General features: G+C 41.5%; 9 protein-coding genes. 2 read left to right on the forward strand and 7 right to left on the reverse strand.

What is annotated here, in order from left to right; all coding sequences use genetic code 11:
* Positions 1-4 precede the first annotated feature (4 nt).
* The 5 genes from H6G96_RS01600 to H6G96_RS01620 all read right to left on the reverse strand — a co-directional run bounded on the left by H6G96_RS01600 (position 5) and on the right by H6G96_RS01620 (position 4,087).
* Positions 5-244: a helix-turn-helix transcriptional regulator gene (locus H6G96_RS01600; RefSeq protein WP_190909614.1), complete on the reverse strand. Its 240-nt coding sequence runs from the start codon at positions 242-244 to the stop codon at positions 5-7.
* Between the two features lie 168 nt (positions 245-412).
* Complete coding sequence (locus tag H6G96_RS01605; protein WP_190909615.1) at positions 413-664, reverse strand: hypothetical protein; 252 nt, start codon at positions 662-664, stop codon at positions 413-415.
* 2 nt (positions 665-666) lie between these two features.
* Positions 667-1,518, reverse strand: a complete 852-nt coding sequence (locus H6G96_RS01610; protein ID WP_190909616.1) for a hypothetical protein — start codon at positions 1,516-1,518, stop codon at positions 667-669.
* Between the two features lie 167 nt (positions 1,519-1,685).
* Positions 1,686-2,462 carry an RNA polymerase sigma factor SigF gene (locus H6G96_RS01615; protein ID WP_190909617.1) on the reverse strand — a complete coding sequence of 259 codons (777 nt, stop codon included), beginning with the start codon at positions 2,460-2,462 and terminating at the stop codon, positions 1,686-1,688.
* Positions 2,463-3,253: 791 nt separating this feature from the next.
* Positions 3,254-4,087: a photosystem II manganese-stabilizing polypeptide gene (locus H6G96_RS01620; RefSeq protein ID WP_190909618.1), complete on the reverse strand. Its 834-nt coding sequence runs from the start codon at positions 4,085-4,087 to the stop codon at positions 3,254-3,256.
* 830 nt (positions 4,088-4,917) lie between these two features.
* Here H6G96_RS01620 and H6G96_RS01625 point away from each other — a divergent pair.
* Positions 4,918-5,265: a hypothetical protein gene (locus tag H6G96_RS01625; protein WP_190909619.1), complete on the forward strand. Its 348-nt coding sequence runs from the start codon at positions 4,918-4,920 to the stop codon at positions 5,263-5,265.
* Positions 5,266-5,366: 101 nt separating this feature from the next.
* Here H6G96_RS01625 and H6G96_RS01630 read toward each other — a convergent pair whose 3' ends face one another.
* Together H6G96_RS01630 and H6G96_RS01635 are read right to left on the reverse strand one after the other, a co-directional pair.
* A complete protein-coding gene (locus H6G96_RS01630) occupies positions 5,367-10,394 on the reverse strand; it encodes a hypothetical protein (protein WP_190909620.1) in 5,028 nt (1,675 codons plus the stop codon).
* 162 nt (positions 10,395-10,556) lie between these two features.
* On the reverse strand, positions 10,557-11,888 hold the full coding sequence (locus H6G96_RS01635; protein WP_190909621.1) for a P-loop NTPase fold protein: 1,332 nt from the start codon (positions 11,886-11,888) through the stop codon (positions 10,557-10,559).
* Between the two features lie 690 nt (positions 11,889-12,578).
* Between H6G96_RS01635 and H6G96_RS01640 the strand changes: the two genes are divergently transcribed.
* Complete coding sequence (locus H6G96_RS01640; RefSeq protein ID WP_190909622.1) at positions 12,579-13,433, forward strand: FtsQ-type POTRA domain-containing protein; 855 nt, start codon at positions 12,579-12,581, stop codon at positions 13,431-13,433.
* Positions 13,434-13,474 lie beyond the last annotated feature (41 nt).

Consider the following 13,474-nt stretch of genomic DNA (forward strand, 5'->3'; position numbering starts at 1 on the left):
ACTGCTAGGCCTGATTGCTAAAGTATTTGGTTAACAGGTTTTCACCTGGTTCTCCCATATCATGTAACAATCTTTCAACCTGCTTGAGTGCTAGAGGAATTGGTCTGTTTCGTCCATTCTCCCATCGATTAACACTCTGAAACGACACACCAACTTTGCTGGCAAACTCAACTTGAGACAGTTGCAATAGCTGCCGAGCTTCCCGAATTAACGCTGCAATTTCTATATCTTCCAAGGCTGCCATCGAGTTGGGCTTCCTTAATTAAACTGTCTAGACTATAACAGATGTGATAAATTCAAGAATATCCGCAACTAGAGCCGTCAAGCACCATAGCTGTACTTAATCATTTGTGAACAACAAAATTCCCGACTTTTTGAAAAATCGGGAATCTAAAGTTTCAATTTTCACAAATCAAATATGATTCATATAGCGATTTTGATAGTAAGCCAAAATTTGGTTAACCCGTTGCCTACTTTCTAAACCAGAGTTTGCTGCCCACGAGATACACAAGCCACCAATTTGACTTTGATTGTAATCAAACTGTTGGGATGACTGGGGAATTAAATCCACTTCTACCCCTTCGACTTGATGTAAATGAGCTGCTATCTCTCTATAGACAGTTAAAGGCAAACCAGCGAATTCAATTTTTTCCTTTGTCCCCATCTTTATGAAGCTCCAACATTAAAAGGGATTGAGGGGGGTGTTATCACTGAAATAGGATTGCCGGTAGCAGATGCAGCTGACGGCGTTGGATTGACAGCCCCTTCCCCTACCATTTTGGCAACTTCAATACCATATTGTTCAAAAATCACGATGGGGTTGTAGCCCTGATTCATTTCAATACGTTTAACCAGTACGCCATTTGCTAATCGCTGTCCCGCCTCCACATAGCGACTTGTCGGCTCATCCGGTACTTTGATAATTGCCTGTGGTTCCTTACTAATTAGAACTACACCAGTTACAAGAACTGCCCTTGCTAACTCAGGTTGTGCTGGTGGTGGCAATACAGATATTAAAGCAGGGTTGGGGACAACTTGAGGCAAAACTTTAGGCAAGACTGAAGTTAAAGTAGGATTGACTTTTTTTGGTACAGAAGCAATGTTATTTTTCTTCTGATTTAAGGCTATGCTGGGCGTTGGAAGTTTTCGGACTGCTACCGATGGAGTAGGTAGCTTAGGTAATACGGGAACAGGTCTTCCAGATGTTTTAGGCATTCCAGGAACCGTCTGCCCGAAAAGTTGTGTAAACGGGTCACTTCGCTCTTTTGATACCTGAAGGTACCGTGCTCGCTCTGTAGCATTAGTGGATTGAATCAAGTTAGCAGATGCAGGAGTAACTTGTGAAACCTGTTTGCCAGGTATCACTGGATTTGTAAATGATTGAGCCGCTGTTGGCGACTTTGCTACTATTTTGGGAATCGGCGTAGGATTGATGGCTTGTGGTGTGTCTTCAGAAGCACATCCAGCGATCGCCAAAATTAAAATAGCTGCAATTGTAATTTTTGAATTTCTGCCCATGAGCGGTTCTCAAAAGCCATTGGAAAACTGGAAAGTGGAAATCAATATGCCTAAAATTTTGCATCAAAGGCAAAGTATGTTCCCTTTATAACCTAAATTTTTACATTTTAAGGGTTATTTTTAGCACTGCTTACTCAGCATAACTGCGGTTTGGTGTTTATTTGCAATTAATCTTCTGCTACACCCATGAGCTGTTTCATCGAATCCAGCCCTTTCTTGACTCTACGAGAAACGGTTACTACACTGATTCCCAGATGTTCTGCAACTTGTTTTTGTGTCAAATCTTGCAAAAACACACATTCCAACACATCGCGGGTGCGCTGTTCGAGCTGAACCAATGCTTGTTGCAAGCGAAGTTGGTCTTCTTGTGCCAATTGAAAACTACGATAGTGAAGATCCGGAACCAATTCTCCCAAACAGGTAGAGCCTTCTTCTCCATCTTGAATTGGCACATCGAGGCTCAAGGGAGCGCGATTTACCCATGCTAATTTAATTTCTTGCCATTCGTTTGGAGAGATTTCCAGTGCTGTTGCTAATTCTGAGTCTGTTGGTTGGCGATTATGTTTTTCACGCCAAGAACGGGACACTCCTATTGCTTGCTGTTGCAGTGCTAACCACTTGCGAGGAATTCGCACGGTGACACCTTTATCTCGGAGATAGTGTTGAATTTCACCCCGAATATAAGGAAGAGCATAGGAACTAAAGGCATGTCCCTTGGAAATATCAAATTTTTCAATCGCTCTAATTAAACCCAGACATCCAACCTGGAGCAAATCATCGTAGGTTTCATGACATTGATTCGTCCAGTAGTGAGCTTCTTTTCTCACAAGTCCAAAATTGAGTTTAACCAGCTTATTGCGAACCCTTTCTGACCGAGATTGCTGATATTCTCGCAACAACTGCCAAATTTCATGTTTTAGTTCAGTGGTGACTGTGGTAGGCATAGCACCGTGTTTATGGAGTAAATCAACAATTGATTCCTCACTTTTAAACTCAGCTACGATGGCGTAGGCGATCGCACAATATCAAGGACAATATTATTGTGCTGTATGCCCTAGAAAATTCTATGGTAAATAACAACGTTTTTCTAGAAAAAATTCCATAGAATTACTTGACAATCGCGCAAAGTTTAAAGGGGCGAAATCGGTATTTAGTTTGTTATTGCTCTTTGGTATGTTCTGTAGCTGTTTTTACAACTACATAGAAATAAAATATAAAATTAGTTACCAAATATCAAACCGAGATTTTACTTAATTTTAATTAATTCATGGCGAAGCTAATTTCTATAAACAAAACAACAGTAGTCGTAATTTTATTGGATAAGCAAAAGTTTGATTTACAGTATAATTACGTGTTTATTCAACCTAACTTCATCCAATAATTAAAAATTACTAGTAATTTTTATAAATAGTACGCAAATTTACGCAAGCAAATAAAAAAAGGGCAAGATGCCCTTTTTTTATTCCGTAGTTTTTTAGTAAAAAGCCTATCTACCTCCCAAAAAAAGGCAGGGCTGTTTCATTCTTGCAAAACCTCTTGAAAAGCTGGTAATAAGGGAAGCAAGAATTTTCTTGTTGTCTTTCCCTGAACCCTTATCTCTTTTCGTGTCTGTAATGCTTTTATAGGAATGAAACAGCCCTGAAAATGGGGGCAGAGAAGTTAGCTTTTGTTATGAAACCTGATGCTTACAGAACTGTAGTTCTGAATGCCAGTCAGTTATGTAACTCCAGAGAGTTTAGCCACGAGTCGGTTCAACCCTTGCAAAAAATAGACCGCGAATCTTAACTTCTTTAGGTTCGCCAGCACCTAAATCTGTATCAGATGGCTGTTCGCTCTCGAAAGTACCAGCAATCTCACCACTAGAGCTATCGACTTTAGCGATTTGCAAAGAAATCTTACCATTAAGATTTTCAGCACGCTTGACGTTAGTGCGGGTAAGTTGTTCATCATCCGCTTGGGCGGGGAGAGCCACGGCATTATCGTAGCCACTAACGACACCACGACCCTTTGGATCTAAGAAAGCAGCACCACGGTAAGAAGGAACTTTGAAGGTGCCTTCAAAGTCCGTGGAGGTGTTAATACTGCTCAAACTTGGTTGGGTTTGAGCAACCAAGTCTTTGATGGTAAAGAGGAAAGGTACTCGCTCACCACCAGGAAGTTGCACAGTAATGGCTTGGAAGTCAAGACCATCAGTTTCCACAAAGGTCAAGCTATTATCTGGGTTGATTTTTAGGTTGCCTTGTACCTGATCAATGGTGGAGGTGTATCTAGTCAACAATTTGCCAGCAACAAATTCTGCTTCTTGGCGTTTATTAGCAGGTTCTTCTTTGATAAAGAAACTAGTTGGTTCTAAGCAAAGTTCTTTGATGGCATAAGACTGGCTAGAATCAATGGGAATGGAACCACGGCTTGTTTCTGCTAGTTGGGGGCATTTGTTAGCCAAGCCAGTGCCGCGAATTTGATCGTAGGTGAGTACATCTCTACTACTAGTAACAGGAGCATCACTACAAGCAGTTATTAGCCCCAGGCACAAAGCCAAGAATGCAACAATTAAAGCGCGATACCTCATGGTCAACCTCAATCTCAAAAATTAATATCTAAGTTGTAAAACTGCATCGAAGCTTTGATCTCTGACGAGAAGCCATCCTTTATCGAACACTGCGTTGCTCTGATTGCAGGAGTTGAAACAAGTGTCCAAGCGTATAGGTTGGAAGTCGCCACTCAAAATTTTCTCTGCTAAACGTAGTTAAACGTGTCGCTCTCTTGAGCTTGGGGTGTGAGAAGCCCCAGACTAAGTACACTGCATCCATTTTGGATGTGTGTTATTAGGGGAGCAAAAAACCAGCAGTTTTACTGTTGGTGGCATTTGTTAGATTTGGGCGGGTGGATGAGTAAGCCCCACACAGAGCGGCATAAGTACTTGTCTCAAAGAGTGCGAAGAGGGGTGTCTGCTTCACACTTTGCTTTTGCCATAGACAAAAGCAGCATCGCCCAAGTCTTTTTGTATCATGTATGTGACGCTACTACATACAGCCCATTGTTTGATAGGGAAATCAGCCAGATCATACGATTTTTTTTAACTCAAAATCAAAGTACTCTTAATCAAAAAAGTCTCCTTATGATCACATCTAGCTGCTGTGGAGGCTATGGTAAAGGTTACTACGCTCTTTTACGAGTGATCGCAATTGCGTTTGATAAAGATACAAATCTAGTTATATTCATCCCTTACTTACGTGAGTCAGGGGATAGGGGACATGGGAACTCCAGAAAAAACCTATATAGAAACCTACAGAAGCTTCATTTCCTTTATTCTTTATCTAGAGCAACTACTGACAAACTAGGGAAAATTAAAAATCTCCGGTAAATTTGAGTTGGCCTCATTTATACGGAAAGGATGGCATGAACGATAATAAAAATCTTGAATCAGGAGAGTTGTCCTGTAAACTGCAAGCGATCGCAACTGTGGTGTATGATGCAGTTCAAGGTTGTCAAGGCGATAGTGTGGCTCTTTTGGCAATGCTTAGGCAGTTGGAGCATTTACACCGAGAGATCCGGGATGGGGTTTTTCAAGAGAGTTTGCCTGTTAACCGCCGGCAGCTCTACTCACTACTGAAAGATATTGAGTCTGAGGGAGGCTGGCCTTATATTGAGCGCATGAGACTACAAGCCTTTTTAGCGAATTTGCCACAAGAGGATCCCGCAGAAAATAATTATGAAGTTTTGGAGAGCGATCGCTCATGCGGCTGATCAACTCAAAATAATTTTCTAGCTTTGAATTAACAACTCTGATCGCCTCATCAACCGCTAAACCAAGAGCGGTTGTCTATTGAGGCTTCAAGAATTCGTAATTAAAGAGGATTTTTACTGGTTATGCTATCACAAAGAAGGCGATCGCGCTTTTCAAGATTGCGGTTGTGCTTGAGGTAATCGCCCACCCAGTTGCAACCACGAACAAGCAGATCATCAAGATTTAAATTCCACAGAATTATCGTGTTGTCATCACTAGCTGATGCTAATGTTTGGCCATCTGGGCTAAAACTGACACTTAATACTGCACTGCTATGCCCACTGAGACTTTTAATTAATTTGCCTTCACGGCTCCAGAGTTTCACTGTACTATCCCAACTGGCGGCGGCTAGCAATTCACCATTGGGACTGAAAGTCACGGCATTAACGCTATCGCTATACCCCTTTAATAAGGTTTTTAATAACGTACCATCCCGTCGCCACAGTTTTACGGTGTTATCCCAGCTAGCGGAAGCCAGTAACTCGTCAGTGGGGCTAAAGCTGACACCTAACACCCAACTATCATGGGGCGAAAAGGTCTTGAGCAAAGTTCCATCTCGACTCCATAGTTTTACAGTTTGGTCATCACTGGCAGAGGCTAGAACCTGGTTATCAGGGCTGAAATTTACGCTATTTACCCAACCCTGATGCCCCACTAAGGTTTTGAGCAACTTCCCTTCACGGTTCCAGAGCTTCACTGTTTTATCTTTACTAGCTGATGCCAAAAACTGACCATCAGGGCTGAAACTCACACTCATTACACTATCAGTATGTCCGTAGAGAGTCATGATTAAAGTACCGTCAAGCCGCCAAAGTTTTACAGTTTTGTCATAGCTTCCTGAGGCTAGCATTTCACCTTTGGGGTCAAAACTGACACTAGGAACTTGGCTTGTGTGCCCTACTAAAGTTTTGTAAAGTCGGGTTTTGACTTCGCCATTATTGGTGTATCTTTGCCAGAGTTTGACAGTGCGATCGCGGCTACCAGAAGCTAGCATCTGACCGTCCGGACTCCAAGCAACGCTTAAAACTCGCTTACGATGCCCTTGAAGAATAGAGGCTGCTGGGGCATCTAAACTCCATAGTTTCACGCTTTTGTCGGAACTTGCTGAGGCCAGCAATTTGTTATTTGGACTAAAAGCGATGCTGAGAACATCATCGCTGTGTCCTTTGAAGGTTTTAAGTAAAGTACCACTGATACTCCAGAGGTTTATAGTATTGTCTTCACCTGCGGAAGCTAACCTTTTACTATCGGAACTAAAGCTCAAACTCCAGACTGTACCATTATGCTCCCGTAAAGTTTTGTAAGGACGAAAGTCAAAACCGTCTTTAGTACTCTTACTCTCTCGCCGCCAAAGTTTTACTGTCTTGTCTCGACCTGTTGACGCCAAAAATTTACCGTCCGGGCTGAAAACAGCTACAATCACACCCTGTTGATGTCCCTGCAAAGTTGTAACGAAGCTACCGTCTCGTCGCCAGATTTTCACTGTCTTGTCGTCGCTGGCCGAGGCAATGAATTGACCATCAGGGCTAAAGTTTACCCAGTTAACCCACCCTTGATGTCCCCTCAATATTTTGACTAAGCTACCGTCTTTGCGCCAGATTTTTACGGTTTTATCCTTATTGCCAGTAGCTAACAACTCACCATCAGGGCTGAAATTAACGCTATAAACCCAATCTTCATTTCCTTTAAGGGTTTTATACGGCTTGAGGCCAAATTCACCTGTAACCGGGTTTTTGTGCCAGATTTGAATTGTTTTGTCGAGGCTGGCGGAGGCTAGGGTTTGACCATCCGGGCTGAAACTTAGACAAGTGATAGCATCAGTGTGACCTTTGAGGATTTGGAGTAAGGTACCGTCAGGACGCCAAATTTTCACCATTCGATCAAGGCTTCCGGAGGCTAGGGTTTGACCATCTGGGCTGAAAGTGACTCCCCAGGCAATATCAGTGTGCCCTTCTAGGCGGTTAATCTCTGTTACCCTATAAACTGCCTGTTCCAAGGCTGTTACTACCCGCATTCGGGTATCTGGTTGCACAATCTCTGCTTGTTTAAGCCCTCTCCAAGCCCGCAAACCTTCTAATAATGCATCAAACTCTTTATTAGAGGCAAATAAAGCTTCGCTAGCAGCAGTAATCGCACTAATCTTTAGGTTGGTTTCGCTGCGTTCAGCTCGTAGAGTTTGGCGAACTGCTGCTCTTTTTTGCAAGTCGGCTTGCCACCATAATGCTCCTATTGTTCCTCCCATGATTGCCAGCACTGCGCCTGCTACCCGTGCTTCCCGCAGCCGCCGTTGCAATACTAAATTGAGTTGCTTTTGGCTAAGTTGTTGGGCAACTTCAGCTTTAGTTTTTTCAAGTTTAATTTTTTCTAATTTGGCGAGCATACCATAATTATTCTTTTGGCGAACTGGTTCAACTAAATAATCGTGAACTAGTTGGTAACGATCGCCTAACTCTTCTCTGACTCGCAACACCAACCCCGAACCCACCAATATTTCTAAAATCAGTTCCTCAACTATGTCAAATCCTGATATTTTGTCTAGCTCATGATTATTAACTAATGCAGCCGCTAAATCAGCTTTAGTTTTTAATGGTCGCGTCCCCTTTTCATCAGTTAACTCAAATAATAATTTCCAACTTAACTCTTCGTTTTCCTGACCGCAGTCTTTGATAACTTCTTCAAGCCAGCGTTCCACCAATTTTGCCGAGCCGCCGCAAAGCTTATATTGTGCAAGTGTGGTAATATTTTCTATTTGTAGTTGAGCGCCGACTATTTGTAATTCAATTGGGTGTACTTCGTCTAGTTCTCCTGTTAAATCCTGGACTAATTGATTAGTTAGTTCATCACTTAGTTCATAATGTGAACGTTGAGTTAAACTGTGAATTATGGCTTTAGCATCCTGGCTAGAGAATTTTCCTAAATAGTAGCGAATGTCTTTATCAAGAATATTTTTATTAATTATTCCTAAATCATATGCTCCTGTACTATTTTTTTGGCTTAAACGTTCAAATTCTAACAAGTAATGTAAATAATCTTCCCTTAATGAAAGAATAATTTTGACAAATGAAATATTTAAACATTCACTGAAAAACTTATAAAATTCTATTCTTTGCGCGGGAGCATTACTAACAAAGAAGAATTCTTCAAACTGATCTAAAATAATAATTATTGTATAATTCGACTCAGCCGCTAATCGAATTCTTTCGAGTAGCATCGTAGGCGTAGAATTCAAATTAACCGATATTCCTGTGTGTGCCAGCGCTTGGTTTACAATACTGCTTAAGACTGTAATCCAATCAGTGTAAACAGACAAAACAACAGGTATAGGAATACGTTCACCTATAGCTTTTCCCATAAGTGCTGGGACTAAACCAGCTTTGAGAATTGAACTTTTGCCCACACCTGATGGTCCATAAATTACTGTGAGTTTGTAGTCAGCGCGGGTAATTCTTTCAATTAAGCGATTGACATCTTGCTGCCGTCCAGAAGCAGATATTTCTTGGGCAACTCCCTCAGGAATAAATGGTATTTTTTGAGGTTCTAATGCTGGGTTAATTCTAGAGCGTTGCGGCTGCAATTGGCCTGCACCGATGAAAGCACGAAAGCCATACTGATGTTCTATTTTAATTTTTTCTTGTTTCAGCTTAAAGGCTTCTGTATAGTCGTGACGCTCAAAAAAGTAAAGCGATCGCAGTTCCTCTAAAATCTCTAAGTAAAGTGATGGTTGATGTTGTGGCTCACAAACTACCCTCGCCCATTCCAAGTTATTGATAGCCTCCTCCCATTCTCCCAGATGCAGCTGTGTACGTGCTAGCAAAAGGAGATACCAACTTTCTTGTCGTCGTCTTCGGAAAGCATCTCGCAGAGAAATTTGTATTACTTCTTCGGAAATAGAAAGTGCTGTATTCGCTAATTCATGAGCTAGTACCCAATTCGACTCAGAAGCTGCCACATTTGCTAAAAAGCCATAATTTTGAGCAACTTGTGCAGGAGTTCCATAATTTTTATGTAGATTTAATGACTTTTGAGCTAATTCTTTTAATTCATCCCAGGCTTGTAAACGTTGCAGCATTTCACAAGCAGGCAAAATAAATTTAGCAACTAAGTCTTCTCTTTGTACCTCTTCCAATATTTCTAGGCATTGTTTAAACCACAACAGAGCATGTTGGCAATAGCTACTATTAGTATTGTGGTATAAATCTGCCATTCGGTGATAGCACAGCCCCAAATGGAATAGTACTATTGCTTGCTTGAGTAAAGATGAGGGAAGGCTAGGGTGATGAATCTCCCACCCTGCTACTCTGTTTGTTTCCTGCTGCCACAACGCTAGGCTTCTTTGATAATTAACTAAAGCACCATTAATTTGATCGTTGGCATATTTATCTCGTCCTAACACAAATTCTAAACTAGCTTCTAATCCTGGCGTTAATTGAACGCCATGCAAGCGCAGCAAATCATTACGGGCTGATTCTATTTCGTGGCGATGTTGTGACTTAGGATCTAAATCTAAGGAAGCATTAGATAAAAATGTTTCAGCACCTGCTTCTAAAACTTTAGCAAATAGAGATTCTGCCTCTTGGTGGATCAAAGCAATTAAATCTGATTTGGCCATTTCAAATTTAATAGTGGTTGCAGCCCAGCTTTTGAAATCAGGCGCTAATCTTGAAAGCAATGATGCGACTTCATCTTGTAGCCACAACACCACTGGAAATGGAAAAGTCGCGGCATAGATATCTCGCGCTTGGTTGATGCCTGTAAGTAAGTTTTCAAGGTCGATAATTGACTCAATACCAAAAACCATAACAGCAGATGGCAAAGTGTCTGTAAGGACGGCAGGATTATCGAGAGATAGTTCTGAGACTATTGTGCTGTGTAAAGAAGTAGTTGATGGATTGAGAACAATTTCTCTGATATTGATGTCTTTGCTGATGGAGCGAATATTTTCTAAAGTTTGCTCACGTAATTGCCTATAGTTACACCGAACTAAAATTAGGGCAAATTGACCTTCGGAGAGCGCGATCGCTCTAATCAGTCTTTGGAGAGTATGCTGATTTTCTTTGGTGTAAGAGTGTAGTTGCTTATGATTATTCATTGTTTATAGGGCATTGGGCACTTGTACTGAGCGTACTCCTAGCTCGAAGCAAGCTACGCGTAGCGTCTTGTAGAGAAGTATTGGACATGGGGGATGGGGCATTGGTCATTAATCCAATGGCAGAGGACACAGGACTAATGACTAATGACTTACCCAGCACTGTTACTTGTTTTGTTGCCAAGCAAAGACTTTTTCTGTTTCTGCTAAGGCTGGACTGATGCCGAACCAGCGCCCTAGAGGATCACGATATTCAAACAGATACATACTTCGCAGTAAACTTTGGTAGTCAGACTCACCTTTAACTCTCTGCTGCTGCACCACTTCAAACAATAATTCCCACTGGGATTCATCAATAGCTAATAGCAGATCGTCGCGGTAGTCCTTAATTACGGCTTCTAAGCAGTCTCTAGAAAAAGGTGGATCTTGTCGTTGCAGGCAACTATAAAGTAAACCCAATAAATTACGAATGTGGCCACCGCTAACGCGACATAGACGATCCAAGGTTTGGGAGTGATCGAATAATTCTGTAATTAATGAAAGCCTTCCATTCAAAGGAACTTCTGGAAAAGCTCTTGCTAAGACTAACTGGCGGACTAGTGACATACCTGGTTCGTAGTCACTGCCATCTCTTTGGCGCACTAATACCATCGGCAGTACTTTTGGCGCAATCCCTCCCCCCAGACGATTTTTCAGTGTCTCGTACTCATTGGAGAAAATTAACGTTAGGGGAATGGTGTAAACTAGGTGGCATTTGAGTCGGCGTAACTGTTCGCCTCGGTCGATGAAGAGATATTCCGGTTGCGATCGCCCCGATGCTAGGGGACGCATATCGACTCGATCCAAATTATCTACAATCACTACCAGCCCTTTTTGACCCCGCAGCTTTAGCTGTTCAACAGCTTTTTCTAAAATTTCTTCGTTAATCGCTTGCAAAATACTATTGGTACGTGGCTCCAAATATTGCCTCAGTTGATTCCGCATCTGGGTGCTATCTTTAGTTTTGGCGGTAATTTTGGCAATACCCAAGGACAACTCTGCTTGTCCAGAAAGCTCTATGGGGCTTTGCAAAAAATCGCCTACTTCTTTAAACAAATTGGTAAAGTAACCAGGTTTAAGTTTGATGCTAATCGCTTCTAAACTAGCACTGACTTGACGGGCTACACTCAGCAAAATATCGCTGACATCAATATCTGCCATATCTAAGTCTTGACTGGACTCAAAATAAACTACATGAAATCCCGCCAATTCTAGTTCTGTCTTCAGGCGCTGCAATTCTGTTGACTTACCGCAGCCAATGTGACCCGTAAATAACTGGCAGGTTGGCTCATCAGGAGAAATCCGAATGATAGTCCGTTGCAATTCTTCCACAATTTTGCAACCACGGACATCGGCAAAATCTATGTAATACTGGCGATCTAGCACGTTACTTATATTAAGCGTGTAACTTGGGTTACAGGCTTTATAAAAACGTGACAGATTTAATGTCGTTTTCATGTATATGGAGGTGTATGTAGATGTGTAGGTAGATGCAGTTAATTCGTATTTTTTATACAAAAAATCTCTAGCCGGGATGTAAGCATACGATTAATTCGCAAGTTGGTAGTTCTTGCAAAAGACAGCACTTATTACAGATCACTGTCAGTAGTACGGTAGAGATTTAGTTGACCCTAATAACCTTAAGCATATCTGTCCTTTTTACACCTGCTATTGAGGTTTTGACAATCTGTAGCTTTTACTTGACCTAGCACAAACTTTTAGAACTTAGTAAGTCAGTAAAAAAAACTACTAAATTATCATGGTTCTCAGTTCGTATAGCTGATGAGGCAGAACTGGTATTAATTATAGCAAGGTACACAGAGATCGAGGAATATTTGTTTATCACTTCATATTCTATTTGTCAAGAAAACAAAATTATAAATATCTAAATTAAGACTTTGTAACCTTTAGGCAAGAAATCTTTGATGATCGCTTGTCGAAAAGACTACACTCAGTTAAAAATGGACACCGGAAACTTTAATTGGAATAATGGCTAGCGCCACGATTTTTGTGTAGTTACTGTAAAGTGTTACTAAAAATAAAAAAAGTCTTGAGGAGAGAGGCTAACAGATGTTAACAGTGTTTACTGAAATTAATAATGATATGAGGGCATCAAGGAATTTGAACTGCAATCAGAAAGGGGTTTAAATGGCTGGCATCATATCAGTTTCCCGCACGCTTCTAGCCCAACGTCGTAAGAAATTACGTCGGCAGCGGCAGATGAGAATTATTCAGGCTATTTGGCGAACCTTTGCCATTATCGGTTTGGCGAGTGGATTGCTGTGGGTCGCAATCCAACCAGTGTGGGTGCTAAAAAATCCCAAACAAGTAGTAATGAAATCGGGTAATCAATTACTGTCGGATAAAACAACTCAGTCACTGTTGGTGTTATCTTACCCGCAATCTTTGTGGCGGATTGAACCGACAGCGATCGCCAACTCTCTGAAGAAGCAGCCAACTATTGCCGAAGCGATCGTCAGACGCCGCCTTTTTCCTCCTGGATTAAATATTGAAATCCAAGAACGAGTCCCTGTCGCAGTGACTCAAACAGCAAGTGGTCAAAATCAGGGCAGTGGCAACAAAAAAGTCACAATTGGCTTACTAGATGCAAGCGGGGCCTGGATGCCTTTAGAAAAATACACATCACTGAATCCCACTAAGAAATTACCCAATCTCAGAGTAATTGGATTGCCCAAACAATACTGTCTCAACTGGACTCAACTTCATCAAGCCCTCAGCCAAAGTCCTGTAAAAGTTATAGAAATTGATTGCCAAAATCCAGCAAATTTAATTTTGAAAACAGAATTAGGAAATGTGCATCTCGGTGTTCCAGGCCCCCAGTTGCCTGAACAAATAAAGGTACTTGCCCAAATGCGCCATTTAACAGCAAAACTCAATTCTGATCAAATAGAGTATATTGATCTGAAAAATCCTGATTTCCCCCTAGTACAGATGAACCAAAAAGATCAAAAGTTAACTCCCAAAATTCCTAAAAATATCTAGTACAGCACGGCGGAAATAAGCAGACCATTGGAAAGCCCTAA

It is taken from the genome of Nostoc sp. FACHB-892, assembly GCF_014698795.1.
GTDB lineage: Bacteria > Cyanobacteriota > Cyanobacteriia > Cyanobacteriales > Nostocaceae > Nostoc.

Coding starts and splice junctions, on each gene's coding strand:
- H6G96_RS01600 (WP_190909614.1), bottom strand. CDS start 244: ATGGCAGCCTTGGAAGATATAGAAATTGCAGCGTTAATTCGGGAAGCT.
- H6G96_RS01605 (WP_190909615.1), bottom strand. CDS start 664: ATGGGGACAAAGGAAAAAATTGAATTCGCTGGTTTGCCTTTAACTGTC.
- H6G96_RS01610 (WP_190909616.1), bottom strand. CDS start 1,518: ATGGGCAGAAATTCAAAAATTACAATTGCAGCTATTTTAATTTTGGCG.
- H6G96_RS01615 (WP_190909617.1), bottom strand. CDS start 2,462: ATGCCTACCACAGTCACCACTGAACTAAAACATGAAATTTGGCAGTTG.
- H6G96_RS01620 (WP_190909618.1), bottom strand. CDS start 4,087: ATGAGGTATCGCGCTTTAATTGTTGCATTCTTGGCTTTGTGCCTGGGG.
- H6G96_RS01625 (WP_190909619.1), top strand. CDS start 4,918: ATGAACGATAATAAAAATCTTGAATCAGGAGAGTTGTCCTGTAAACTG.
- H6G96_RS01630 (WP_190909620.1), bottom strand. CDS start 10,394: ATGAATAATCATAAGCAACTACACTCTTACACCAAAGAAAATCAGCAT.
- H6G96_RS01635 (WP_190909621.1), bottom strand. CDS start 11,888: ATGAAAACGACATTAAATCTGTCACGTTTTTATAAAGCCTGTAACCCA.
- H6G96_RS01640 (WP_190909622.1), top strand. CDS start 12,579: ATGGCTGGCATCATATCAGTTTCCCGCACGCTTCTAGCCCAACGTCGT.